Raw genomic sequence first — 24,679 nt, 5'->3', positions numbered from 1 at the left:
GTAACGCGATGAAGGACGAGGTTCGCGCATTCGTCATTGCGCAGCTGCAGGACATGAACTACGACACCGAAGGTATCGACGACGAGACCACGCTCGGCCCGGCCGGGGTGGATCTGGAATCGCTGGCGCTGGCGGACCTGTCGGTGCGGGTCGAGGACCGGTTCGGGGTCAGGTTCTCCGACGACGAGTCCGAGCAGTTGGCGTTGATGACGGTCGGCGAGTTCACCACCGAGGTGGCCGGCCGGGCAGCTCAGCAGGTCTGATGAACTTGACCCCACCCCCGCCCGGGCGGGCCGAGATCCTCACCTGGCTGGCCGGCCTCGGTCCGCGCCCGCCGGACGCCGAACGGCTCGACTCGATGGAACTGGCGTGGCTGGTTCATCAGGTCGAGCAGCAGTACGGCGTCGCGCTCGACGACGAACAGCTCGAACGCATGCACACGGTCGACGACGCGGTCGCCGTACTCGCCGAAGTGCTGACCAGCCATGTCTGACCAGATTCCGGTCGCAGTCACCGGCATGTCGATCATGACTGCGCTCGGCCGTGGGCTTTCGGCGCAGCTGTCGGGTACGCCGGCGTTCGCCGAGGTCACGCGCTTCGATACGAGCAAGCGGCGTACACACCATGCCGCGATCGCCGTCGACGCCGGTACGCTGGAAGAAGAGCTCGACCAAGCGATCGCCGACGCGTGTGCGCAGGCGGGTGTCGACCGCCGCGCGACGCCCCTCCTGCTCGCTCTGCACGAGCCGCCGAGCCGCGACTTCGGTCAACTGCGCACGTACACCTCGGCCTGCGTCTCCGCCACCACAGCCCTTGCCGACGCCGCCACCCTCATCCGGCTCCGTCGGGTAGACCGCGTAGTAGTAGCCGCCGCCTACCTCGTCGAGCCCTACCAGTACGCCCTCTTCGACGCCGGCCGAGCGCTGTCGACGGACGGCGCCGTACGCCCCTTCTCCCTCCACCGCACTGGCACGTTGCTGGGCGACGGCGTGGCCGCCGTAGTCCTCCAACCCGGCGAAGGCCTAGCCGAACTACTCGCCTGGTCCCGCACCGGCGACGCCCACCACCCCGTCCAACCAGCCCCACACGGCCAAGGCCTAACCACCGCCGTCCACTCAGCCCTCCACAAAGCCAACCTGACGCCCGCCGACATCACCTACATCAACGCCAACGCCACCGGCACCACGTACGCCGACGTCTCCGAAGCAGCAGCCCTAACCCGCGTATTCGGAGCACCCAACCCCGGTCCGGCAGGTCGGGGTGGTGCGGCGATGCCGGGCGGAGTGTCGAGCGACGGCGCAGTGCTCACCTCCGCGAGCCGCGCGGAGCGCGGCGGGTCGGTGGGACCGGGTGTGTACGCCGAACTGAGCGAAGGTGGCGTGGCGCACAGCGGCTCCGGCCAGGCGGGTGGCGGCGGCGCGTCGGCTCCCGTCGGAGTGTCAGCCGACGGCGCAGTGGTCGCCTCCGCGCGCCGCGCGGAGCGCGGCGATCACGTGGGGCCGGCTGTGCTCGCCGAACTAGCCGAAGGCGGCGTGGCGCACAGCGGGCCCGGTCAGGCGGGTGGGGTTGCTGCGGCAACTCCGGGCGGAGTGTCAGCCGACGGCGCAGTGCGCGCCCGCGCCAGCCGCGCGGAGCGCGGCGACCCGACCATCGGCGCGGCGGGCCTCATTCCCTCACCCGCACACCGAGCGGAGCGAGGCGGGCGGGGACCCGAGCCGCGGCAAGTGGCGTCTCCTGCTCACCGGGACAGGCTCGTCATCCCATCGGCCCGCCGAGCGGAGCGAGGTGGGCCTGCTGTTTCTTCTACGAAGGGGGTGCATGGGCATGCGTTGGAGGCTTCGGGGTTGGTGGAGTTCTTGGTGACGGTGGCGGCTCTTCGGGTGGGGAAGTTGCCTGTTAATGCGGGGTTTTTGGCGGCGGATCCTGCGTGTGGGGTGGATTTGATCTTGGATGCGCCGCGGCTGGTGAGCTCGCCGTATGCCATGTCGTTGAACTCCGCGTTTGGTGGAGCCAACACCGCATTGGTGGTGCGCGTCGGATGAGGACGTTGGCTGAAGGGCGATGGGATGGCGGCGAGCCGCCGGGAGTGCCCGGGTTTGTGGGGTCGGCGTTCAACCCCATGGTGGTTGCGGCTGCTGAGCGGTGTCTGGCTCAGGTGGATACCGGACCGCTGACCGGGATCGTGCTCGTGAGTGAGGGCGATCGAGCCGGCGCGCAGCACGTAGAACAAGCAGTTGCTGAGGGCAAGCGCATCGGCCCGTTGTACTTCTTCCAGTCCGTACCCAACAGCATCGCCGGCTGGCTCGCGGCCAAGTGGCAGCTGCGTGGCCCAGTGGTGTGTGTGATGAACGGCGGACTCGACGAGGCCGAACTCCTGCTCGCCGACGGGGACGCCGAGCAGGTGCTGATCGTGCAGGTGACCGCGGACCGGGCGTTCGCGCAGATCGTGAGTGGGGGAGATCCGACGTGAAGAGTCTCAGAGCCCGACTGGCCGCCGACCCGGACATCGGCACCGGCAACGTCCTCGCAATAGTCCTCAAGTACGGCGCCGACCCGAGCGGCCCCGGCCTGACCTTCGACACCCCGGTCGACCACTTCCCGGCCGAGCACCCACTGACCCTCGGCGAACTCGATGAACGCGTTCAAGCACGTACGGCGTGGCTGCACGAACACGGCATCACCCGCCGCGACGTAATCGCGATCTGGGCCACCGAAGCACAGGACATCGTCCTCAGCTTCCTCGCCCTCACCCGCATCGGCGCTATCCCGGCGCTCCTCAACGGCAAGATGGCCCCGCCGATCGCCGACGAGTACATCCGCCGCCTGCGAGCAACGGCCGTGTTGGCCGACGCCCACCACAGCTCGCTGCTCGATACCGAAGTACTGGCTGAGCCGAAAGACCTCGGCCAAGGCGACACGGCCAAAGCGCCGCAGCACTACCAGCATCACGCCGACGACCCGGTCGTCATCACGCACACCAGCGGCACCACCGGCGTACCGAAGGCTGTTCTCCACACTCACACCACCTTGTACGCCGCCCTCAAACACCTCCTGACGATGCCGCAGGCGCAGGGCACCGACAGGATCCTGAACGCACTGCCGATCCCGCACACCGCGACGATCCTCATGGTCAACCAGGTCCTCGGCAACCGCGCCGAGATGCTGCTGCTCTCCAGCCAGGACGCGCCGTACGTCCTGCGCAACATCGAGCGCTGGAAGCCGCACTCCGTCTACGGCTTCGCGGTCACCTGGGCGGGACTCGCCCGCGAGAACCTGAGCAACCACGACCTGGACTCGGTCCGGATGTGGTTCAACACCGGTGACTGTGCGCACGAACCGCACATCCGCAAACTCGTTGCTGTCGGCACCCGTCAGACCGTCACCCGCGAGGGACGCCGTACCGTCCCGGGCAGTCATTTCATCGACGGTCTCGGCTCCAGCGAGATGGGCCACAACGGCTTCCACATCACGCACACGATCGACAGCGATCATTACGGCCGCTGCATCGGCAAGCCGTACGAGTTCGCGCAGGCAACTGTCCTCAGTTCGACCGGCGAGGAGCTGCCGCCGGGCAAGGTCGGGCTGCTCGGCTTCCGCTCGCCGTCGGTGTCACCGGGCTACTGGAACGACTCGGTGACGACGTACCGCTTCCGCTTGAATGGCTGGTTCCTGACTGGCGACCTGGTGTATCGCGACGACACCGGCCACTACTTCCACCTCGATCGCGTGCCGGACGCCGTCGCCGGCTTCGAGGGCCCGCAGCTGTTCACGTCGATGTCCGAGGAACGCATCCTCGCGGCACTTCCCGAGGTCGACGACTGCACGGTGATCATCACGCCGGACGACGGCGGGTACGTCGCCGACGTACTGCTCGAGCTCTCCCCGGACGCACCCGACCGCGATCGCGCCGCCGACGTGCGCAAAGCCGTCGGGGAGGAGGTCGCCGCAATTCTCCGCAACGTGACCGTGGTCGATTCGGGCGAGGTGCCGGTCACGGTGACCGGAAAGGTCCGCAAGGTCGCCCTTCGGGAGGCTCGCTCATGAATGCCACCATCACGGGAATCGGCCTGATGACACCGGTCGGCCGAACCCCGCGCGAGGCGTACGACGCCTTGCTGCACGGGCGATCCGGCATCGTGGAACCGCCCTCGGACCACCCGATCGCCAACTCGATCGAGCTTGCGGGCATCCTGCCACCCTTCGACGCCGGCGACCTCACCAAAGGCCCCGACGGCAAGGTGATGGATCGCACCGTCATCCTCGCCCAGCTGACCGCCGAGGACGCACTCGCGGATGCGGGTCTGGTCGTTGGCGACGCCATCGATCCCGAGCGGATCGGGATCATTGTCGGCGGAGTCGGCGGTATGGCGACCCTCGAGCAGCAGGTCCTGTCTCGCGCAGAACGCGGCCGCGCCGCGGTCAGCCCATACCTCCTCACCGGCATCCTCCCGAACATGCCAGCGGCCAGAGTCGCCATCCGCCACGGCATCCGTGGGTATACGTCATCGGTGGGTACGGCGTGCGCATCCGGCGCTCAGGCGATCGCGGACGCCGTACGGCTGATCCGCTCCGGTGAGGTCGACGTCGTGCTCTGCGGAGCGAGCGAGGCGCCGCTCTTCCCCACCTTCGCGGAGACCTTCGCCAATGCGCGGGCGCTGGCTCGTGGATGGGACGACCCGACCGAGGCGAGCCGACCGTTCGACGTACGGCGAAATGGGTTCGTCCTGAGCGAAGGCGCCGCCCTATTGGTACTGGAAAGCACAGAGCATGCTGCAGCCCGAGGAGCGGCTGGGTATGCGGACGTGGCGGGTTACGGGGTGAACTCGGACGCGCATCATCCGACTGCCCCGAGGCCCGACGGAGAAGGCGCTGCGGCGTGTATGCGATTGGCGATGGCAACTGGCCGGGTCCGGCCGGAGCAGGTTGGCTACGTCAACGCGCATGGCACCAGCACCAAGCTTGGTGACGTGGCCGAGTCGGTTGCTATCGGCAAAGCCTTTGGTGAGCACCAGCCGGCGGTCAGCTCGACGAAAGCGTTGACCGGGCACATGCTCGGCACCTCCGGTGTGGTCGAGGCGATCGCCGCGGTCGGCGCGATCACGACCGGCCTGTTGCCCCCGACGTACCACTTGGACGACCCGGATCCGGCCTGCCCGCTGGACCACGTCCGCAAGGAGCCCCGCGAGGCCCGGCTCGAGTACGCGTTGTCGAACTCGTTCGGCTTCGGCGGTCAGAACGTCAGCCTGCTCCTCGGCGCCGCCACTACGCCGATCAGGCGCGACATCAACAGTGAGGGGAAGGCGTAAATGGAGATCTACGGGATCGACCACGTCGAGCTGTACGTGGGCGACGCTCGGCAGGCGGCGTTCTACCTCGGGCATGCGTTCGGCCTGCAGATACACGGCCAGGGCGGACCCGAGACCGGCCTGCCCGGACAGCGCTCGTTGCTGCTGCGCGAGGACGCGGTCCAGATCGTGCTGACGTCGGGTCTGATCGCCGAGCATCCGGCGGCTGCCTATGTGCAGCGGCACGGTGACGGGGTCGCCGTTGTCGGCCTAGAGGTCGACAACGCGGCGGGCGCCTACACCGAATTGCTTGCCCGGGGCGCCGAATCGGTCGCCGCGCCGGTGATCTACACCGACCAGGAGACGACGGTGGTGATCGCCGAGGTCGGAGGATTCGGCGATGTCATCCATCGGCTCGTCGAACGGCGTGGACCGCGGCACGAGTTCCTGCCGGGCGCGATCCAGCTCACCGAGCCGGCCAGCGGACCGGACGAGAAGTTGTTCAGCGAGATCGACCATCTCGCGATCTGCGTGCCGTCCGGGCAGCTGAAACCGACGGTCGAGTTCTACGAGAAGGTCTTCGGGTTCCTGCCGATCTTCGAGGAAACCATCGAGGTCGCGGGGCAGGGGATGGAGTCGACCGTCGTCCAGAGCCCGTCGAAGCACGTCACGTTCACGCTGATCGAGCCGGACCCGAACCGCCGGCCGGGGCAGATCAACGACTTCCTCAGCTGGCACGCCGGCGCCGGCGTCCAGCACATCGCGTTGCGTACCAGCAACATCGTCGAGGCGGTCAGCACGCTGGCTGGTCGGGGCGTCAACTTCCTCGCGTCGCCATCGACGTACTACAAGGCGCTGCCGGAGCGTGTCGGCGAGGTCGAGACGCCAATCGAGGACCTGGAGAAACTCGGCATCCTGGTCGACCGGGACCACTGGGGTCAGCTCCTGCAGATCTTCACCGAGTCGATGCACGTCCGCCGCACGCTGTTCCTGGAGATCATCGAGCGCCGCGGCGCGATGACGTTCGGCAGCGGCAACATCAAGGCGCTGTACGAGGCGAAGGAACGCGAGCTCGAGGGGGTCTCATGACGTTGGAGTTCAAGCTGTCCGAAGAGGAGGTCGAGCTTCTCCCGACGGACGAGGATGTTGCCTTCTACAACGAGCACGGTTGGTACCTGTCCAAGAAGCTGCTCACCGACGACGAGACCGACGAGCTCGTCAACGCCAGCGAGCGGTACTACGCCGGCGAACGTGACCGCACGCTACCGCTCGCCCCGCCGAAGCTGGCGTACTGGGATCCGTCGAAGGGCGACGTCCAGCGGCACAACGACTACGTGCACTACGAGCACGACGGTCTCGCCAAGATCCTCCGCAAGCCGCTGATCGGCGCGGTCGCGGCCCGGCTCGCGCAGGCCGACGAGATCCGGATCTTCCAGTCCACATTGATCTACAAGCCGCCGATCTCCGGTGAGCCGTCGAACGTCGTGCCCTGGCACTTCGACAAGCACTACTGGTCGTCCTCGTCGTCGGACCGGATGCTGACCGCGTTCATCCCGTTCCACGACTGCCCGCCGGAGATGGGCACGATCACGATGGTCGACGGCAGCCATCGCTGGCAGGAGATCGGCTCCGACGACACCGTCGTACGCCACTTCGCCGAACGGGACCGGTCGCAGCTCGACCAGATGCTGGCCGAGAACGCGGCGTACAACGGCGCCGAGGTGATCAAAGTGCCGATCACGATCCCGCGCGGTCACATGAACTTCCACCACTGCCGCACGTACCACGGCAGCGGCGCCAACCTCACCGACCGCCCCCGCCGCGCCGTCTCGCTGCACCTCCAGGACGGCGCCAACGCCTACCGCGAGTTCCCTCTCAGTGACGGGACCTTCGCCGCCTACAACCACGACGCGCTGGTACGCCGTACCTCCGCCGGCCACCCCGACTACGCCGACCCCGACTTCTGCCCAACGCTCTGGGCCGACCGCTAGGAGATCAGCACATGTCCCGTTACGACTGGGGTCAGACGCACCCCGGCATCGAGCAACTCGAGAAGGCCGTCGGCGAAGCGCGCGACAAGGTCGTCCAGCACCCGCTGTACGCGAACCTGGACACGCACGAGGCACTCGTGACCTTCATGGAGCATCACGTATTCGCGGTATGGGACTTCATGTCGCTGCTGAAGTCACTGCAGCGCGAGCTCACCTGCGTCACGGTCCCGTGGATTCCGACCGCGCACACCGGCAGTCGCAGGTTGATCAACGACATCGTGATGGTCGAGGAGAGTGACGAACTCGGCGACGGCTTCATCAGCCATTTCGAGCTGTACGTGAACGGCATGGTGGAAGCCGGTGCGGACACCTCGGCGATCTCCGCGCTGGTGGATCTGCTACGGGACGGCGGGGGCGTCGTGGACTCTCTGAAGGCTGCCGGAGTACCGCAGGCGTCGATCGACTTCGCCGGCACGACCTGGGACATCATCGAGAACGCGCCGATCCACTGTCAGGCAGCGGCCTTCGCCTTCGGGCGTGAGGACCTGATCCCGGACATGTTCCAGCAGGTCGTCGCGGTCAACGAACGGTCCAACCGGCTCAACACGTTCGTCGACTACCTCGAGCGCCACATCGAGGTCGACGGCGAGCAGCACACCCCGATGGCGATGCAGATGGTCACCGACCTCTGCGGCGACGACCAAGCCAAGTGGGACGCCTGCGCGGACACCATCAACAGCGCCCTCGGCGCGCGCGCCCGGCTCTGGGACGCCATCCTCGCTGCGGTGAAGGGCTGACCACGTGAGCACAGCCGATCTCTACCGGACCGTGCGCTTGATCCGTCGCTTCGAGGAGCGGGCGATCGAGTTCGTGCGATCCGGCGAGATCGTCGGGGGGATCCACCCGTACGTCGGGCAGGAGGCGATCGCGACCGGGATGTGCGCGGCGTTGACGCCGGCCGACGTGCTCACGAGCACCCACCGCGGACACGGACACGTGCTTGCCCGCGGGGCCGATCCGGGGCGGTTGTTCGCCGAGTTGATGGGTCGGGAGAGCGGGCTGAACAAGGGACGCGGCGGCTCGATGCACGCGGCCGACTTCAGCTTGGGGATCCTCGGGGCGAACGCGATCGTCGGCGCGGCCGCATCGATCGCGACCGGTGCTGCCTGGGCCTCTCGCCGGCAAGGGCGGGACACGGTCGCGGTCACGTTCTTCGGTGATGGGGCCATGAATGAAGGCATGTTGCTGGAGGCATTCAACCTGGCCGCACTGTGGCGGGTGCCGGTGATCTTCGTCTGCGAGAACAACGGGTATGCGACGACGATGCCGGTCGAGTCGGCGGTGGCCGGGAGCATTACCGGACGGGCAGAGGCGTTCGGGATTCCGGCGTACCTCGTGGACGGGCAGGATCCGGAGACGGTGCTGGAGGCAACGACGGCGGCGGTTGCGCGGGCTCGGGCCGGCGACGGGCCGACGTTCCTGGAATGCATGACGTATCGCTTCGACGCGCACCACACGTTCGAGCATCGTGCCCGACTCGACTACCGCTCGGCCGACCAGCTCGCCTTCGGCCGGTCGCGGGATCCGGTCGTGATCCAGGGCGAACGGTTGTCGGACGACGAGCGGGCGCAGGTCGACGCCGAGGTCGAGGCAGTGCTCGACGCGGCGGCCGAGTTCGCGTTGGCGAGTGCTCATCCGGATCCGGCCGGCGCGCTCAAGTACCTGTATGCGGTGATGCCCTGATGCCGAAGCTCTCGTACCTGAAGGCGATGAACCGCGCCCTTGCCGACTCCCTCGACAGCGATCCATCGGTCTTCCTGCTCGGCGAGGACATCCGCGTCGCCGCGTCCAACCTGACCGCCGGTCTCGTCACCCGCTTCGGCCCCGACCGCGTCCTCGACACCCCGCTCTCCGAGCAGGCCTTCACGAACTTCGCGACCGGTGCGGCGCTGGCCGGGATGCGCCCGGTGATCGAGTTCCAGATCCCGTCGTTGCTGTTCCTGGTCTTCGAACAGATCGCGAACCAGGCTCACAAGTTCTCCCTGATGACCGGCGGCCAATGCAAGGTCCCCGTGACGTACGTCGTCACCGGCTCAGGCTCCCGCACCGGCTGGGCCGGGCAACACTCGGATCATCCCTACACACTGCTCGCCCATGTCGGCGTGAAGACCGTCGTCCCGGCGACCCCCACGGACGCCTACGGTCTGCTGAGGTCGGCGATCCGCGACGACGACCCGGTGGTCTTCTTCGCACCATCGGGCGCGCTCGGAGTCCGGGAAGACGTCGACTTCACCTCCCTGGCACCTATTCCACTCGGTACTGGTCGCCTGGTGCGGGCCGGCAGCGACGTGACACTGGTTGCCCTCGGCCATCTGGTCCATGATGCGCTGGCCGTCGCGGACGAGCTGGCCGGGCAGGGGATCTCGGTCGAGGTCTTCGATCCGCGGACCGTCTTTCCGCTCGACCTCGACGGCTTGGCCAGGTCGGTCGCGAAGACCCGCCGCCTCGTCGTGATCGACGACTCCAACCGCACCAGCGGATTCGGCGCCGAGATCCTCGCGGTCGCCGCCGAACGTTTCACGCTGGACGCTCCGCCTCGCCGCGTGACCCGGCCCGACGGCGCCGTCCTGCCGTTCGCACTTGCCCTCGACCGAGCGATCCAGCCCGACCGGGACCAACTCGTCGGCGCGATCAACGCCGTACTGGAGGACCGATGACCGACGTGTGGAACCAGTTGCCCCAAGCAACCCGTACGGCGCTGGTGAAGCGGGGTACCGCGGCATGGCGGGAGGTGTACGACGGGGTCGCGACACACAACAAGGAGTGGCGACCGCTCCGGCCGCCGATCATGGCTGCGAGCACCTACCGATCGATGACGGAGCTCTCGGCAACCGTTGCGCGGTTGATTCTGGGCGCGTGTTTGCGGCGGGCAACGACCGCGGGGGAGCTGCGGCGGGCGCTCGGGATGCCGGTCGGCTACATCGACCTGCTGGACGAGGACCTGCCGTTGAGCGATGACCTGCTCGGCGGTGTGCGCGCGGACATCCTGCTCAGCAACGGGACGCCGTACGTCGTCGAGGCCAATATCGACAGCGCGCTCGGTGGGGCGCACGACTCGGACGGGGTCGCGCATCGATTCCTCAACGCGTACGCGGGTGACCCTGTGCTGGACGAGCTCGGGTTGACCGCGCCGCCGTCGGCAGTGGACGCGCGGTATGAGGCCGTCCGGTCGGCGTTGCAGCTGACCGGGGACGATCGGCTGGCGATGGTCTTCACCACCGGCGGGACCTATCCGGGGTCGCAGGACGGCATGGCGATGATCAAGTTGCTCGAACCGTTCAGTGAGCGTGGCCACCAGCTCGGCCTGGACATGCGGGTGTACCCCGTCGAGTGGCTCACGCTGGACGCCGCCGGTCGACTCTGCGTCGACGACGGCCCGATCGCCGCAGTACTGCGGATGTTCGTCCCGCAAGGCATGAAGCCCAGCGACGGTCTGGACGCGTTGGGGGCTGCCGTCGCCAGCGGGTCCGTCCGGATGTTCACAGCAACCGCGAGTTGGTTGCTGGCGAGTAAAACGATCCTGGCGTGGCTGTGGAGCGACCTCGACGGTTTGGACCCGGCGGATGCCGAGGTCGTCCGGCAGCACGTGCCGCGGACCGAGATCCTGACGGCGGGTCTGCGTGAGCGGGTATTTGCCGACCGCAACCGGTTGGTGCTCAAGCCGAACGGTTCGTACGGCGGCGTCGGCGTGGTGGTCGGCCCTGAGGTCGACGAAGCGAGCTGGGTGAACGCGGTCGAGGAAGCCCTCAGCGAGGGCGGGTACATCGTGCAGCAGCACATCGAGGTGGATCGGTTGACCATGCAGTTCGTGCACCTCGAGACCGAGGAGACGCAGGAGGCGGACGTGCCGTTCTGCGTCGCGCCGTACTTGTTCGCAGGCACTCCGGCCGGTGCCTACCTTCGGTTCACGGTTCCGGGTGCGGGCCCGGTGGTCAACGTCGGCCAGGGTGCGCTGACGAGCGGTCTGCTGCTGGTCCCTTGAGCCGGCGCCCGATCGCGCGGAGTGTTTCGGCGGTCGCGACGGCATCGCTGCGGGCGTTGCCGTGGCGGCCGTCCCTGCTGTAGAGACTCGGGTCGGTGGACAGCGGGTGGTCGGTGAGGTGGATGTGGATCGTGCCGAGCTGCTCAGCAATAGCGGCCGTGCGGTCGGACAGAGTTCGCATTCGTTGCCTGAGACCCGGACGCAGCCAGTCGACGACGGCCGGGCTGTACGAGATGTCGAACATGCCGAGCGTCATCACCTCCGCGCCGGCACCCTGCAGCGTGGTGATCATCAGCGTGAGCTCACGGTCGACCCGGTCCGCGTCGTACGTCGCCGGGAACGCATCGTTGCCTCCGCCAACGACCAGCGCGAGGTCGGGGCCGAAGGCAAGAGCCGGCTCGAGCTGCGTGGCGAGGATCTCGCGGGTCCGCAAGCCGCTGACGCCGAGGTTGAGATAGGCGAGGTCGGGACGTACGGCGCGGAGCTCGGCGGCTATGCGATCCGCCCACTGGAGATCGCTGTAGCCGTCGACCGGCTCGCACAATCCCTCGGCGACACTGTCGCCCAGTACGACGAACCTCCGCCACGGATGGTCTTCGAGGAGCTCGAGGCTCTCGCCGGGGCGGAGGCAGTAGGGGTCAGTGGCTTCGTTCACGTTGCCTCCACTGTGCTTGGTGCGTCGAGAACCTTTCCGGGGCCGCGGCGGACCAACGGGAACACGCTGACGATCAGGCAGGCAATACCTGACCAGATCAACGCCGGGATCAGGCCGAGGCTGCTGACCAACTCGCCGGCCAGCAGAGCGCCTAGTGGAAGTCCGGCGAATGACGACGCTGCCACCAGACCGATGACTCGCGCCTGCAGCTGTTTCGGGACGTGTTCGTAGAGGGCGGCACCGAAGACAGGGTTGATCGCGGCGATGCCGATACCGGATAGGAAGGTCACCACCATGACCAGGGCCAGGTTGTCGCTGAGACCGAGGACGAGTAGCCGGGGACTGCCGCCGACGAAGGCGCCGATAGCGAAGGTCAGATAGCGCGGCACCTTGGTGGCGAGTACGGCGAAGGTGATGCTGCCGAGCAGAGCCCCGGCGGAGAACGCCCCGAGCGTGAGGCCGAGACCGGCGGGTGAGCCGAGGACGTCGCGGACCCAGACCGGGATGAAGACCGCCGTACTCGCGCTGGCGAAGATGTTGATCGTGAACGTCGTGATCAGCATCGTCGCGAGCAGCTCGTCGCGTCGTACGAACGAGAAGCCTTCGGCCAGGGAACGGAAGTACTTGTCCCGGCGGGTGTCCGCGACCACCTCGGGCGGGCGGACGAAAGCCGCGACCAGGACACCGCAGATCACGAACGTCACGGCGTCGATCCACAGCACGCGGGCGGCGTCGGTCCAGAAGATCAGCAGGCCGCCGAGCGGTGCGCCGAGCAGGGTCGCGCCGCGGGCGAGGGCTTCGTGGAGCGACGTGATCCGGATCAGTTCGACGTTCGCGGCCTCGGCCATTGGGCGAACCAACAGATCCTTGGCCCGGTCGGCCGCACCGCGGAGGGCGCCGGCGATCGCGACGAGGACGAGGAGTGCGGCGAAGCCCTGGCCGGCGGTCGCGGCGATCGCGCTCACCGCGACGGCACTGGAGAGGTTCGCCAGGATCGACGTACGACGGGGTCCGAGGGTGTCGATGATCGGGCCGGCCATGATGCTCGCGATGATGTAGGGCACGAGTTCGACCGCGGCGACCAGGCCCATCCGGGCCGCGCTGCCCGTGGTGACGAGCACCAGCCAGGGGATCGCGACCATGGTGATCCGGCTGCCGACCGCGGACAACACGTCCGCGACGAACAGGATGACGAGCCCGCGTTTGGGCGTCATGACTGTGGGTGCAGTTCGGCGTAGAGCTTGCGGAGGGCAACCTTGTCGACCTTCGCGATCTTCGTCAGCGGAAGTTCGTCGACGAAGTCGATCGCGGTCGGCGCCCACATCTCGTTCAGGGCCGTGGTCACCAGTCCCTGCAGCTCGTCTGCTGTCACCGGCGACCGCGCAACGACGAACGCATGTACGGCCTCGCCCACAACTGGGTCGGGAACGCCGATGACCGCGGCCGTGCTGACCGCCGGGTGGCTGCTCAGCACGTCCTCGATCGGCCGGCAGAAGATCGCCCAGTTGCGCCGGGTGGTGACGATCATGTCGTGCACCCGGTCGACGAGGAACAGGAAGCCGTCGTCGTCGACGTACCCGAGGTCGCGGGTCCTCAGCCAACCGTCGACAAGAGTCTCGGCGGTGAGCTCCGGCTGGTTCAGGTACCCGGCGAAGACCAGGTTGCTCTGTACCCAGACCTCGCCGGTCTGCCCGTTCGGCAGCACGTTCCCGTCGTCGTCCCGGATCTCGATCCGGACATCGCCGTACGGCGTGCCCGCCGACGCCAGCCGCTCCGGATGATCGGGGTCCTCGGTCAAGCCGGGCTGCGCCGTCACCACGACACACTCGCTCAGCCCGTAGACGATCCGCAGTACAGGACCGAAGCGCTCGATGCCCTGCCGCAGCCGCGCCGGTGTCGCCGGGCCCGCGCCGACGTTGAACATGAACAGACTGCTGCAATCGACGTCCGCGCCACCGGGATAATCAAGCACTTCGTACAACATCGGCGGCGTCACGTAGGTCGACGTGATCCGCTCGGTCGGCACGATCCGGTAGAACTCCTCCGGCGACCAGGTGTCGGTGAGAAACAGCACGCCGCCGGTGAACAGGTTGAAGAACGTGGTGATCTGCCCGCTCGCCAGCCACAGCGGCGACCCCGAGTAGTGCCGGAGCATCGGAAACCCTTGGGCGACAAACGCTGCGGCCAACTCGAGGATCTGCTCGTAGAACGCCTGGGTGTGATGAACCAGCTTCGGATCGCCGGTCGTCCCGCTGGTCTGCAACACCGAGTCCGGCACCGGTGTCACGCCGATCTCGTACGGCGTCGACGAGTCCAACTCGGCGATCCGGTACGCCGGCATCGGGGCGAGCGAATCCGCCAGTTCCTGGCCGAGGTCGCTCGCATCGTCGTACACGAACAGGTCGGCGTCGGCCAGCGCAGCGAAGCGATCGATCTCGCGGCGGGACGTGATCGGCGCGCTCCACAGCACCCGGCAACCGTGCAGGTGCAGGGCAAGTTGGAGCGCCGGGGCGTCGAAGCAGTTGGCCGCCATCACCAGCACTTTGCCGCCCGGCCGGACGCCGGCATCCCGAAATGCACCCGCGAAACGCAGGACGTCGGCAATCAATTCACCGTACGTCGCGGAACGGTCACCGCGAGCCAGCGCCGGACGTCCAGAGAATTCCTGGAACAGCTGCAGGACGCGACCCACGTAATTGGTACTGTTTCCGGGCAGGACGAATTCAGGCGGCATTTCGTCTCCGTCGCTGAATGAAAGAGCCCCTCGACTCCGGCCACCCCCAGCCGTCCCTTGCGACTCTACTCGATCGGGGCCCCGCGCAGTGTGAAGGAATACCCCTGCGATTCGGGGGTGGAACCGGGCCGCTAACCCCTGCGTCCGGCTCGGAAGAAATGCATTCTGATTCATTGACCGGATTACTTCTGGCGTATTACGTTCCGTCCGCATCCATTCCGCCTGGAGGTCAGTTCATGTCCATTTCCAGCAGTTGGCGCGCGGTTGCCGTCACCGCGGCTCTCACTCTCGCCGGATCGAGCCTGGCCGGCTCGACTCTCGGTGGTCACGACGACGCCGAGTGGGTCGGCACGTGGGCGACCGCGGTCACCCACGGCGACGCCACCGGATCGACGAATCTCGGGCTGACCGATCAGAGCGTCCGGCTGAACATCCGCCCCACCGTCGGCGGCAACCGGATCCGCGTCCGGCTGTCGAACATCTACGGCGAGAAAACCGTCACGGTCGCCGCCGCAACCGTTGCCAAACCCAACAAGGCGACGCCGGAACTGTCCGACATCGACCCGGCAACCCTGCGGACGTTGACGTTCAACGGATCGGGCAGCGCCTCGATGGTCAAGGGCAGCGAGCTGCTCAGCGACCCGGTCAACCTGCGGATCGGCACTCTCGACGACCTCGTCGTCAGCCTGTACTTCCAGGACAACACCGGGCCGACGACGTTCCACGGCTCGTCGATCCAGGACAACTTCGTCGGCACCGGTAACCATGTCAGCGATCCGGGCGGCGCGAGCTATCCGACCACGCGCCGGTGCTGCTGGTTCTTCCTGTCAGGCGTGGACGTCCAGACCGACGACTCGGCCGGCTCGATCGTCGTACTCGGCGACTCGATCAGCGACGGCACGAACAGCACCCCGAATGCCAACAACCGCTGGCCGGACCAGCTCGCTGAGCGACTGGCCACATCGGCCGGGCACAAGCCGTTCCCGAGCGTGCTGAACGCGGGTCTGGCCGGCAGCCGGCTCAACCACGAGGGCACCGAGCCGTCCGACAACGGTGCGTTCCCCGGATTCGGCGAGGTCGGCGTGAACTCGCTGGCCCGGTTGAACGAGGACGTGTTCGCCCAGACCGGCGTGCGGACCGTGATCACCGAGCTCGGTATCAACGACATCTGGATGTCCGACGACTCCGCCGCTGAGATCATCGGCGCGCTGCGGCAGGTGAACGCGCAAGCCAAGGAACGCGGCATCCGTAGCCTGGTCTCAACGATCACGCCGTTCGAGGGCCTCTCCGGCACGGACAGCTGGACGCCGGCCAAGGAGGCGACGCGGCAGGCGGTGAACAGCTACCTGCGGTCGAGCCACGAGGTCGACGGTGTGCTCGACTTCGACAAGGTACTGCGCGACCCGGCGGCGCCGTCGAAGCTCCGCACGGACCTCGACTCGGGTGACCACATCCACCCGAACGACGCCGGCTACCAACTAATGGCTGCCTCGGTCCCGCTGAACCTGGTGCGCTGACATGGCTGCTCGGAGTGCGAACGAGATTCTCGCCGCCCTCGGCTCCGAGCAGGGCCGTCGCGATCCGATGCCGCTCTTCGCGGAGCTGCATCGGATCGGCCCGGTCTGCCGCCTCGAGCCCGGCACCTCGCCGTACGCCGTCGTCGTGAACGGGTACGACGCGGCGCAGGAAGCCTTGAAGGACACGCGGTTCGGCCGGCTGCTGACGGCCGATCCGGACCCGCAGGACGCCGTACTGCGCCGGCTCGGCGGGTCGATGATGTTCAAGAACGAGCCGGAGCATCTGCGGATGCGCAAGGTGTTCCAGGCCGTACTGACGCCCCGTCGGCTGACCGGGTTCGAACCGGTCGTGGAGGCGTTGGCCACCGAACTGCTCGACGACCTGGGCAAGGCCGGCCGGGACGGTCAGGTGATCGACTTCGTGGACTTCGCGTATCGCTTGCCGATCACCGTCATCGGCACGTTCCTTGGCATCCCACGGTCGGACCTGGGCTGGTTCCGCGACCGGACCAAGGCCATCGACGACTACCTCGACCTCGGCGGGAAGGCGCCGGAGCGACTGGCCGCCGCCAACCAGGCCGCGGACGAGTTGAACGACTACTACGCGCGGATGCTCGCCGACCGCAGGGTTCAGCCCCGCGACGACCTGGTGAGTTCGCTGGTGGACTCGGAGCTCGCCGAGCAGGAGCTGATCGACAACCTGCTCGTGCTGGTCAACGCCAGCTTCGTGACCACGATGAATCTGCTGACGAACGGACTCGAGTTGCTCCTTGCCCAGCCGCTGCTGATCGATGCCTTGCGCAACGAACCGGATCGGGCGGCCGGCTGTGTCGAGGAGATCCTGCGGCATCAGAGCTCGGTCCAGCTGATCAGCCGGAAGGCGTCGGTCGACCTCGAACTGGCCGGCGAGACGATCACCGAGGGAAGTCTGGTGCTGATCCTGCCCGGCGCCGCGAACCGGGATCCGGCCAAGCATTCCGACGCCGACGCGTTCGACCCGGACCGTGCAGATCTGCAGCACCTGTCCTTCGGTGCCGGGCCGTTCTACTGCGTCGGCGCCGGACTGGCTCGGATGGAAGGGCGGGCGGCGTTCGGGCAGTTGTTCCAGCGATTCCCCCAGCTGCAGCTGGCGGGGGAGCCGGTTCGCAGTCACAGCCTGCTGCTGCGTGGACATGCGTCCATGCCGATCCGATTGGGGTGAACCGATGCCGTTGGACCCGCAGGTCGAGGCGATGCGCGCCGAACGCGAGTCGCACCAGGTGCCGCAGCTCTACACCCAGACGCTGGCCGAGGCTCGGGAGGCTGACCTGGCCTCGATCCGCGCCGCGGGCGGCGAGGTCGAGCCGGTCCATCACATCGAGGACGTCACGACCGACGCCGGGCTGCCCCTCCGCGTCTATCGCCCTGACCTGACCGGACCGCTGCCGACGTTGGTCTACTTCTTCGGCGGAGGTTGGACGCTCGGCAGCATCGACACCGCAGACGGGATCAGCCGCAAGCTGGCGAACGCCGTACCTTGTCAGGTGGTCACGGTCGGGTACCGGCTGGCGCCCGAGCATCCGTTCCCGACAGCCGTCCACGACTGCCATAGGGCGACGCAATGGATCGCAGCGCAGCCACAGGTTGATCCGGCGCGTCTGGTGGTCGGCGGAGACAGCGCCGGCGGGAACTTGGCGGCCGCGGTGACTTTGCTTGCCCGCGACAACGGCCCGGCACTGGCCGGACAGCTGCTGGTGTACCCGAACACGTTGTACGGCTCGGACACGATCTCGATGCGCAACGGCAACGACCCGTACCTGTTCAACAACACCTCGGTCAGCTGGTACTGGAAGCATTACCTAGCAGATGAGGAGGACGGCAAGAACCCGCTGGCGTCACCCCTCCTTGCCGAATCGCACGCGAACCTGCCGCCGGCACTGGTGATCACCGCCGAGTACGACCCGCTCCGCGACGAGGGCGAGTACTACGCCGAGAAGCTCCACGCGGCCGGCGTACCGACCACCCTCAGCCGCTACGACGGCATGGTCCACGGCTTCTTCGCCATGTCCGGCATCCTGGACGGCGGCAAGAAGGCGATGGGTGAGGCGTCGGCCTGGTTGAGCGGGATCTTCTCGGATGGCTGAGTCACTCGCCGACTACGAGCTCCTCGCTCGTGAGACTCTCCCTGCGGCCGTGTACGACTTTGTTGCCGGTGGCAGCGGTTCGGAACGCACCCTTCGCCTCAACCGCGCCGCTTTCGACGCAATCACGCTGACCCCCCGCATCCTCACGGGCACGGCAACACCGAACCTCTCCTGGACAGTCCTCGGCACGCGGTGGGAGTTGCCGTTCGCTGTTGCTCCGATGGCCTACCAGAAGCTCCTCCATCCCGAGGGCGAGTTGCTCCTGGCCGCAGCCGCCGCACGAGCGGGCATCCCGTACACCATCAGCACGCTGAGCAGTGTCGCCCTGGAGAAGGTCGCCGGTGTGGCCGCCTCGTGGTTCCAGCTCTACTGGCTGCGGGACCGCCGGGTGGTGACCAGCCTGGTGGAGCGGGCGGTGACCGCGGGATGCGGCGCCGTGATGGTGACAGTCGACGTTCCGGTGATGGGTCGACGGTTGCGGGACATACGCAACGGGTTCGCGCTGCCGCCGGACGTCGCCCCGGAGAACCTTGTCGACAAAGTGACAGAAGCGCACGACGCGATTCCGGGCCTGTCCGCGATCGCCGCGCACACCGCATCCGCCTTCGAGCCGGCGGTCTCGTGGCGAGACCTCGAGTGGCTGCGTTTGATGTGTCCGATTCCCCTTGTGGTCAAGGGGATTCTGGACCCTCGCGACGCCCGCCGAGCGCTCGAGCTAGGTGCAGACGGTGTCGTGGTCTCGAACCATGGCGGTCGCCAGCTGGACGGCGCGATCGCATCGATCGATGCCCTGGGCCCGGTTGTGGACGCCGTCGGCAGAGACTGCGCAGTACTCCTGGACAGCGGGGTACGCAGCGGTCTCGACGTACTGAAGGCGCTCGCGTCGGGTGCTTCCGGCGTACTGATCGGACGACCGTTGCTCTGGGCACTTGCTGTTGGCGCTGTGGATGAAGCGCTGGCCCTGCTGGACCGCGAGCTGCGGGACGCGATGCTGCTGGCGGGGTGCGCGGATCTGGCTGCAGTACGGGAACTGAGCGTGGGGAGAGCAATATGGCCGATCTCGAGTTGAGCGACCTGCACGGCTCGCTCACCGACCAGGCGCTGAACTCGATGAACTTCCTCAACGAGATCTCGCACCACTACCCGGACGCGATCTCGCTCGCCGCCGGACGGCCGACCGAGGAGTTCTTCGCGCTCGAGGACCTGCACCAGTATCTCGACCTGTTCGCGCAGTACCTGCGAGAGCAGGGGTACGACGAAGCCGCGGTCCGGCGGACGATCTTCCAGTACGGGCGGACGAAGGGCATCATCCAGGACCTGATCGCACGCAATCTCGCGATCGACGAGGGCATCCACGTCGACCCCGAGGCGATCGTCGTCACGGTCGGCTGCCAGGAGGCAATGGTCCTCACGCTGCGCGCCCTCCGCGCCGGCCCCGATGACGTACTGCTTGCCATCTCCCCGACGTACGTCGGCATCACCGGCGCGGCCCGCCTCGTCGACCTCCCCGTCGTACCGGTGGGGGAGGAGGACGATCTGGCCACCGTGCTGAAGTCGGTCCGCGCGGAGGGCCGGCGTCCGCGCGCCTGCTACGTGATGCCCGACTTCGCCAACCCGTCCGGCCTCAGCATGGACCTCTCGGCCCGGCACAAACTGCTGGAGATCGCCGCCGCGGAGGGCATCCTCCTGCTGGAGGACAACCCGTACGGACTCTTCCCGGTCCAGGGTCACGAGCGCATGCCCACTCTGAAGTCCCTCGACACCTCCCGCCGAGTCATCTACCTGGGCTCGTTCGCCAAGACGGGTCTGCCCGGAGCGCGAGTCGGCTTCGTGGTCGCCGACCAGACAGTCGGCACGGGCCTGCTGGCCGACGAGCTCTCAAAGCTGAAGAGCATGCTGACCGTCAACACCTCACCAGTCGCCCAGGCTGTCGTCGGCGGCAAACTCCTCGCCAACGAATGCAGCCTGGTCGCGGCCAATCAACGCGAGCGCGCCGTCTACGCTGCCAACCTCCAGGCGATCACCGACGGCCTCGCCGCCCGCTTTCCGAACGGCGAGATCACCTGGACCGTTCCCGCCGGCGGCTTCTTCGTTGTCGTCACGGTCCCGTTCGCGGTCGACGATGCGCTGCTCGAGAAATCGGCCCACGAGTACGGCGTCCTGTGGACCCCGATGAGCCATTTCTACGACGGCGACACCCCGATCAACGCCCTCCGCTTGTCCTGCAGCGCGGTCACCCTGCAGCAGATCGAGGCTGCCCTGAATCGGTTGAGCGCCTTCATCTTCGACCAACTGGTCCTCTTGGGCGGTCCAGAACTGGATCTGTAGGGCAGACCGGTATCTCCCTAGCGTGAGTGTCATGACCACCGCGTGCGAGATCCCCACAGTGCAGGTTGTTGCTGCCGACCGTCTGCTGACCAGCCAGTTCGCGCGGCTGTTGGCGATGGTCTTCGGTTCCGGCCTGAGCATGTATCTGCTCACCTCGGTGGTCCCGCTCTACCTCGCCGCGAACGGGTCCGGCGGCGTCGGCGCGGGGCTGTCGACCGCCGCGATGATGTTCTCCGCGGTGGCCGTGGAGCTGATGGTGCCGCGGATGCTCGCACGCTGGGGATACCAGGTCGTCCTCGGCCTCGGGCTCGTGCTCCTCGGCGCCCCGTCGCTGGTGCTGCTGACCTCCGCGGCGCTTCCGGTCGTACTGGCAGTCTGCATCGTCCGCGGCGCCGGCCTCGCGATCCTGGTCGTTGGAGCAGTCGCATTGGTCGCCGACCTGACCCCGTCCACCCGCCGTGGCGAGGCACTCGGGGTGTACGGCGTGGCTGTCGGCGTACCGGCGGTGATCGGTCTCCCGCTGGGCGTCTACCTGACCAACTTGATCGGCTTCGGCGCACTGTTCGTGCTTGCCGCGATCGCTTCGCTCGCCGGGCTGGTGGTCTTGGTCGGTCTGCCCGGGAACGTGAACGCTTCTGAAGAAGAGCAGCACGTGAAGGTGCTCGGCGGTGTACGGCGTAGCGGTCTGCTGACTCCGACCCTGATCTTCGCCGCGGTGACTGTTGCTGCGGGCATCAGCGTGACCTTCCTGCCGCTGGCCGTTGCCGGAGACAAGCAGTCGCTGGTCGCCACAGCCCTTCTGCTGCAGGCGATCGCGGCGCCCATCGCCCGTTGGCTGGCGGGCCGGTACGCCGATCGCATCGGCCCGGCGAGGCTACTCGCACCCGCGTTGATCCTCGCCGCGGTCGGCGCCGGATCGCTTGTCTTCCTGCCCAGCGTCGTCGCGGTTCTCATCGGCTCGACCTGCTTCGGCATCGGCTTCGGCGCCGCGCAGAACCTCACCCTGACCCTGATGTACAACCGCGTCGACCGCTCCCGCTACGGGCAGGTCAGCGCCCTCTGGAACCTCGCGTACGACGGCGGCTGGGGCGCCGGCGCGATGATCTTCGGCGCCGTCGTCGGGGGAGTTGGCTTCTCGGTCGCGTTCGCCTTGACCGCAGCGGTTGTCGCGGTTGCCGTCGTACCGGCGCTTAAAGCTTCCGCAGTCTGACCCAGCGGACAGCGTGATCGGGGCCCTTGCGGAGGACCAAAGTCGCGCGGGAGCGGGTCGGGAGGATGTTCTCGCGCAGGTTCGGGCCGTTGATGCCGTCCCAGAGCGACTCGGCCTTCTTGATCGCTTCCTCGCGGCTCAGCTCGCCGTACCGGACGAAGTACGACTCGGGGTTGCGGAACGCCGTCTCCCACAGTTTGAGGAAGCGCGCCACGTACCAGGAGCGGACATCGTCGGCGGCGGCGTCGACGTACACCGAGAAGTCGAAGAAGTCGCTGACCGCGAGCCCGCTCTTCCCGTCCGCGTGCCGAGGCGCCGGCTGCAGCACGTTCAGCCCCTCGAGCAGTAGGATGTCCGGCTGTTCGACCGTCGTCCGTACGCCGGGCATGCGGTCGTAATGCAGGTGCGAGTAGACCGGCGCCTCGACCGCGTCCATACCTGACTTCACCTCGACCACGAAGCGGAGCAAGGCCTTGCGGTCGTACGACTCCGGGAAACCCTTGCGCTGCATCAGGTTCCGGCGTTCGAGCTCGGCGTTCGGCCAGAGGAAACCGTCCGTCGTGACGAGTGCGACCCGCGGGTGCTCGGGCCAGCGGGCCAGGAGCTCGCGCAGCAGCCGGGCGGTCGTGGACTTGCCGACGGCAACCGATCCGCCGATGCCGATCACGAACGGCGTACGGGTCGCGGCGGGTTTGCCGAGGAAGCTCTCGGTGTCGGCGTGCAGCGCGCGGGCGTGCCGGACGTACAGCGACAGGATCCGCGACAGCGGCAGGTACACCTCGCGGACCTCGTCCATGTCGATCTCGTCACCGAGGCCGCGCAGCCGCTCGACCTCGTCCGCCGTCAGCGGGGAGACCGTGGTCTCGGCCAGTTGCGCCCAGGTGGCCCGGTCGAGCTCGGTATAGGGAGTCACCTCCCGCGACGGCTGCAGCATGTGGCCCATTCTTCCCACCGGCGCGGATTGCACCCACATCGGGCCGACGTGGCCTTTGTCTCAGCCACGCCCCAACGCCGAAACTTTCGGTGACCGCCCGATATGGAAGGTTCATGTCGGCCCGTAATGCGTCTGTGGCGTGTACGAAGACGTCACCACCTGTCCGGACGAGCTGTTGCTGTTCTTCCATCACGTTGCCTATGGCCACGTTCTGCGCAACGGCAGCACGGTGCTGGAGCACATCTACGACATGCACTTCCAGGGGTACGCCGAGGGGGAGGCGATGGTTGCCCGTTGGCGGGTGATCGCCGAGCGGTTCGAGCCGGTGGTGCGGGAGAATGTCACGGCCCGTTTCGAGGCGCAGCTCGCGAACGCGCGGGAGTGGCGCGAGCAGGTCAACACGTTCTTCTACCGGCTCAGCGGCGTACCGGATAGCCACGGGCGCCTGATCCACCGCTAAGCTGGTTCGAAAGTTTCGAACCAGGGGGCGTGGTGAGCGAGCGACCGACCATTGCGAAGATTGCCGAACAGGCCGGCGTGTCGGTGCCGACCGTCTCCAAGGTGCTGAACGGGCGCGCGGATGTGGCCGAGGCGACCCGGGCCCGGATCGAGAGCCTGATCCAGGAGCACGGGTACCGACGGCGCAGCCCGGGGACGGCGGCCAGCCCGATGATCGACCTGGTGTTCAACCAGCTCGGCGGCGAATGGGCGATGGAGCTGATCCGCGGTGTCGAGGAGGTCGCGCGCGCCGAGGGCGTCGAGCTCGTCCTGTCGGAGTGCGGCGGGGCGCTGCGGCCGCGGCAGCAGTGGATCGAATCGGTACTGAATCGCCGGCCGCTCGGCGTGATCATGGTGTTCTCGGACCTCGACGCGGACCAGCGCGCACAGCTGGAGGCGCGGCGGATCCCGTTCGTCGTCGTCGATCCGGTCGGCGACGTGGGGGACGACGTACCGTCGATCGGCTCGGCGAACTGGAACGGCGGCCGGATGGCCACGACCCATCTCCGTACGCTCGGCCACACCCGCATCGCGATGATCGGCGGTCCGATCGAGACGCTGTGCTCGCGGCAACGCGTCGACGGCTACATGGATGCGCTGCGATCGGCCGGCCTCGAGGTCGATCCGTCGCTGATCCGGTACGGCGACTTCGAGGTCGGCGGCGCGCACCGCGAGGCGCTCGCTCTGCTTCGCCTGCCCGACCGCCCCACCGCGATCTTCGCCGGCAGCGACATGCAGGCGCTCGGCGTCTACCAGGCCGCTCGCGAGCTCGGCCTGGACGTCCCGCGCGACCTGTCCGTCGTCGGGTACGACGATCTCCCGGTCGCCCAGTTCGTCACGCCCGCGCTCACCACCGTCCACCAACCGCTCCACCAGATGGCCGAGCTCGCGGCCCGCGTGGTCCTCGACCTCTCCCGCGGCCGCACCCCCGCTGCCCTCCGCCTGGATCTGGCCGTAGACATGAGAGTCCGCAACTCGACCGCAGAACCCCGGGGTTAGGCTGGCCCGCATGATCGTCGGCGTGGGTATCGATGTGGTCGACGTGGATCGGTTCATGCGGACGCTGGAGCGGACGCCGAATTTGCGGGAGCGGGTGTTCACGCCGCTCGAGGCGGTGAAGCCGCCGGCATCGCTGGCGGCTCGGTTCGCGGCCAAGGAGGCGTTGGCCAAAGCGCTCGGCGCTCCTGGCGGCATGCACTGGCACGACGCCGAAGTACAGACCGACGAGACCGGCCGACCTTGGCTGGAGATCACCGGGACCGTGGCGGCGCAGGCCTCGCGGCTCGGCGTACAGAACCTGCACCTGTCGCTCAGCCACGACGCGGGCATCGCCTCGGCCGTGGTGATCCTGGAGGGCTGACC

25 protein-coding genes are annotated in these 24,679 nt (G+C 67.6%); 21 read left to right on the top strand and 4 right to left on the bottom strand.

Going from position 1 to position 24,679, the window contains the following annotated elements; translation table 11 throughout:
* The first annotated feature begins 8 nt into the window (after positions 1-8).
* Genes AB0J62_RS05665 through AB0J62_RS05610 form a run of 12 tightly spaced genes read left to right on the top strand, consistent with a single transcriptional unit; the run spans position 9 to position 11,318 of the window.
* Positions 9-263 (top strand): acyl carrier protein, encoded by a 255-nt coding sequence (locus AB0J62_RS05665; RefSeq protein WP_363864785.1) that lies wholly within the window; start codon positions 9-11, stop codon positions 261-263.
* Positions 263-493, top strand: coding sequence for an acyl carrier protein (locus AB0J62_RS05660; protein ID WP_363864783.1), 231 nt, complete (start codon positions 263-265; stop codon positions 491-493). The genes AB0J62_RS05665 and AB0J62_RS05660 overlap by 1 nt, the downstream gene beginning before the upstream one ends.
* The gene (locus AB0J62_RS05655; protein ID WP_363864781.1) at positions 486-2,042 is read left to right on the top strand and encodes a beta-ketoacyl synthase N-terminal-like domain-containing protein; all 1,557 of its coding nucleotides are present in this window, start codon (positions 486-488) and stop codon (positions 2,040-2,042) included. Before AB0J62_RS05660 ends, AB0J62_RS05655 begins: the two co-directional genes overlap by 8 nt.
* Positions 2,039-2,470: a hypothetical protein gene (locus AB0J62_RS05650; protein ID WP_363864779.1), complete on the top strand. Its 432-nt coding sequence runs from the start codon at positions 2,039-2,041 to the stop codon at positions 2,468-2,470. Before AB0J62_RS05655 ends, AB0J62_RS05650 begins: the two co-directional genes overlap by 4 nt.
* The gene (locus AB0J62_RS05645; protein WP_363864777.1) at positions 2,467-4,044 is read left to right on the top strand and encodes a class I adenylate-forming enzyme family protein; all 1,578 of its coding nucleotides are present in this window, start codon (positions 2,467-2,469) and stop codon (positions 4,042-4,044) included. Before AB0J62_RS05650 ends, AB0J62_RS05645 begins: the two co-directional genes overlap by 4 nt.
* Entirely contained in the window at positions 4,041-5,306 is a 1,266-nt protein-coding gene (locus AB0J62_RS05640; RefSeq protein WP_363864775.1) for a beta-ketoacyl-[acyl-carrier-protein] synthase family protein, read from the top strand. The genes AB0J62_RS05645 and AB0J62_RS05640 overlap by 4 nt, the downstream gene beginning before the upstream one ends.
* Entirely contained in the window at positions 5,307-6,374 is a 1,068-nt protein-coding gene (gene hppD / locus AB0J62_RS05635; RefSeq protein ID WP_363864773.1) for a 4-hydroxyphenylpyruvate dioxygenase, read from the top strand.
* On the top strand, positions 6,371-7,276 hold the full coding sequence (locus AB0J62_RS05630) for a phytanoyl-CoA dioxygenase family protein (RefSeq protein ID WP_363864771.1): 906 nt from the start codon (positions 6,371-6,373) through the stop codon (positions 7,274-7,276). Before hppD ends, AB0J62_RS05630 begins: the two co-directional genes overlap by 4 nt.
* Positions 7,277-7,287: 11 nt before the next feature.
* On the top strand, positions 7,288-8,073 hold the full coding sequence (locus AB0J62_RS05625) for a DUF3050 domain-containing protein (protein ID WP_363864769.1): 786 nt from the start codon (positions 7,288-7,290) through the stop codon (positions 8,071-8,073).
* 4 nt (positions 8,074-8,077) lie between these two features.
* Positions 8,078-9,019 (top strand): thiamine pyrophosphate-dependent dehydrogenase E1 component subunit alpha, encoded by a 942-nt coding sequence (locus tag AB0J62_RS05620; protein ID WP_363864767.1) that lies wholly within the window; start codon positions 8,078-8,080, stop codon positions 9,017-9,019.
* Positions 9,019-9,993, top strand: a complete 975-nt coding sequence (locus AB0J62_RS05615; protein ID WP_363864765.1) for a transketolase C-terminal domain-containing protein — start codon at positions 9,019-9,021, stop codon at positions 9,991-9,993. Before AB0J62_RS05620 ends, AB0J62_RS05615 begins: the two co-directional genes overlap by 1 nt.
* The gene (locus tag AB0J62_RS05610) at positions 9,990-11,318 is read left to right on the top strand and encodes a hypothetical protein (RefSeq protein WP_363864763.1); all 1,329 of its coding nucleotides are present in this window, start codon (positions 9,990-9,992) and stop codon (positions 11,316-11,318) included. Before AB0J62_RS05615 ends, AB0J62_RS05610 begins: the two co-directional genes overlap by 4 nt.
* On the opposite strand, the gene AB0J62_RS05605 is transcribed toward AB0J62_RS05610, so the two are convergent.
* The 3 genes from AB0J62_RS05605 to AB0J62_RS05595 are packed head-to-tail and all read right to left on the bottom strand — an operon-like array spanning position 11,269 to position 14,707.
* Positions 11,269-11,973, bottom strand: coding sequence for an SGNH/GDSL hydrolase family protein (locus AB0J62_RS05605; RefSeq protein ID WP_363864761.1), 705 nt, complete (start codon positions 11,971-11,973; stop codon positions 11,269-11,271). The two genes, AB0J62_RS05610 and AB0J62_RS05605, sit on opposite strands and share 50 nt — an antisense overlap.
* A complete protein-coding gene (locus AB0J62_RS05600; protein ID WP_363864759.1) occupies positions 11,970-13,187 on the bottom strand; it encodes an MFS transporter in 1,218 nt (405 codons plus the stop codon). Before AB0J62_RS05600 ends, AB0J62_RS05605 begins: the two co-directional genes overlap by 4 nt.
* The gene (locus tag AB0J62_RS05595; RefSeq protein ID WP_363864757.1) at positions 13,184-14,707 is read right to left on the bottom strand and encodes an AMP-binding protein; all 1,524 of its coding nucleotides are present in this window, start codon (positions 14,705-14,707) and stop codon (positions 13,184-13,186) included. Before AB0J62_RS05595 ends, AB0J62_RS05600 begins: the two co-directional genes overlap by 4 nt.
* 236 nt (positions 14,708-14,943) lie before the next feature.
* Between AB0J62_RS05595 and AB0J62_RS05590 the strand changes: the two genes are divergently transcribed.
* Genes AB0J62_RS05590 through AB0J62_RS05565 form a run of 6 tightly spaced genes read left to right on the top strand, consistent with a single transcriptional unit; the run spans position 14,944 to position 21,885 of the window.
* Positions 14,944-16,224, top strand: a complete 1,281-nt coding sequence (locus AB0J62_RS05590; protein ID WP_363864755.1) for an SGNH/GDSL hydrolase family protein — start codon at positions 14,944-14,946, stop codon at positions 16,222-16,224.
* Position 16,225: 1 nt separating this feature from the next.
* The gene (locus tag AB0J62_RS05585; protein ID WP_363864753.1) at positions 16,226-17,425 is read left to right on the top strand and encodes a cytochrome P450; all 1,200 of its coding nucleotides are present in this window, start codon (positions 16,226-16,228) and stop codon (positions 17,423-17,425) included.
* 4 nt (positions 17,426-17,429) lie between these two features.
* Positions 17,430-18,347: an alpha/beta hydrolase gene (locus AB0J62_RS05580; RefSeq protein WP_363864751.1), complete on the top strand. Its 918-nt coding sequence runs from the start codon at positions 17,430-17,432 to the stop codon at positions 18,345-18,347.
* Positions 18,340-19,416 (top strand): alpha-hydroxy acid oxidase, encoded by a 1,077-nt coding sequence (locus tag AB0J62_RS05575; protein WP_363864749.1) that lies wholly within the window; start codon positions 18,340-18,342, stop codon positions 19,414-19,416. The genes AB0J62_RS05580 and AB0J62_RS05575 overlap by 8 nt, the downstream gene beginning before the upstream one ends.
* A complete protein-coding gene (locus tag AB0J62_RS05570) occupies positions 19,398-20,675 on the top strand; it encodes a PLP-dependent aminotransferase family protein (protein WP_363864747.1) in 1,278 nt (425 codons plus the stop codon). The genes AB0J62_RS05575 and AB0J62_RS05570 overlap by 19 nt, the downstream gene beginning before the upstream one ends.
* Before the next feature lie 31 nt (positions 20,676-20,706).
* Positions 20,707-21,885: an MFS transporter gene (locus AB0J62_RS05565; RefSeq protein WP_363864745.1), complete on the top strand. Its 1,179-nt coding sequence runs from the start codon at positions 20,707-20,709 to the stop codon at positions 21,883-21,885.
* On the opposite strand, the gene coaA is transcribed toward AB0J62_RS05565, so the two are convergent.
* Entirely contained in the window at positions 21,866-22,819 is a 954-nt protein-coding gene (gene coaA, locus AB0J62_RS05560; protein WP_363864743.1) for a type I pantothenate kinase, read from the bottom strand. The genes AB0J62_RS05565 and coaA overlap by 20 nt on opposite strands.
* A gap of 139 nt (positions 22,820-22,958) precedes the next feature.
* Between coaA and AB0J62_RS05555 the strand changes: the two genes are divergently transcribed.
* The 3 genes from AB0J62_RS05555 to AB0J62_RS05545 are packed head-to-tail and all read left to right on the top strand — an operon-like array spanning position 22,959 to position 24,677.
* Positions 22,959-23,279, top strand: a complete 321-nt coding sequence (locus AB0J62_RS05555) for a hypothetical protein (protein WP_363864741.1) — start codon at positions 22,959-22,961, stop codon at positions 23,277-23,279.
* Positions 23,280-23,311: 32 nt separating this feature from the next.
* A complete protein-coding gene (locus AB0J62_RS05550; protein ID WP_363864739.1) occupies positions 23,312-24,316 on the top strand; it encodes a LacI family DNA-binding transcriptional regulator in 1,005 nt (334 codons plus the stop codon).
* A 10-nt stretch (positions 24,317-24,326) separates the two neighbouring features.
* Entirely contained in the window at positions 24,327-24,677 is a 351-nt protein-coding gene (locus AB0J62_RS05545; RefSeq protein ID WP_363864737.1) for a holo-ACP synthase, read from the top strand.
* The last annotated feature ends 2 nt before the right edge of the window (positions 24,678-24,679 follow it).

The organism is Kribbella sp. NPDC049584, assembly GCF_040675555.1.
Classification (GTDB): Bacteria; Actinomycetota; Actinomycetes; order Propionibacteriales; family Kribbellaceae; genus Kribbella.
The sequence above is the reverse complement of the archived record's forward strand: the minus strand, read 5'-3'. Positions and strand labels throughout refer to the sequence as shown.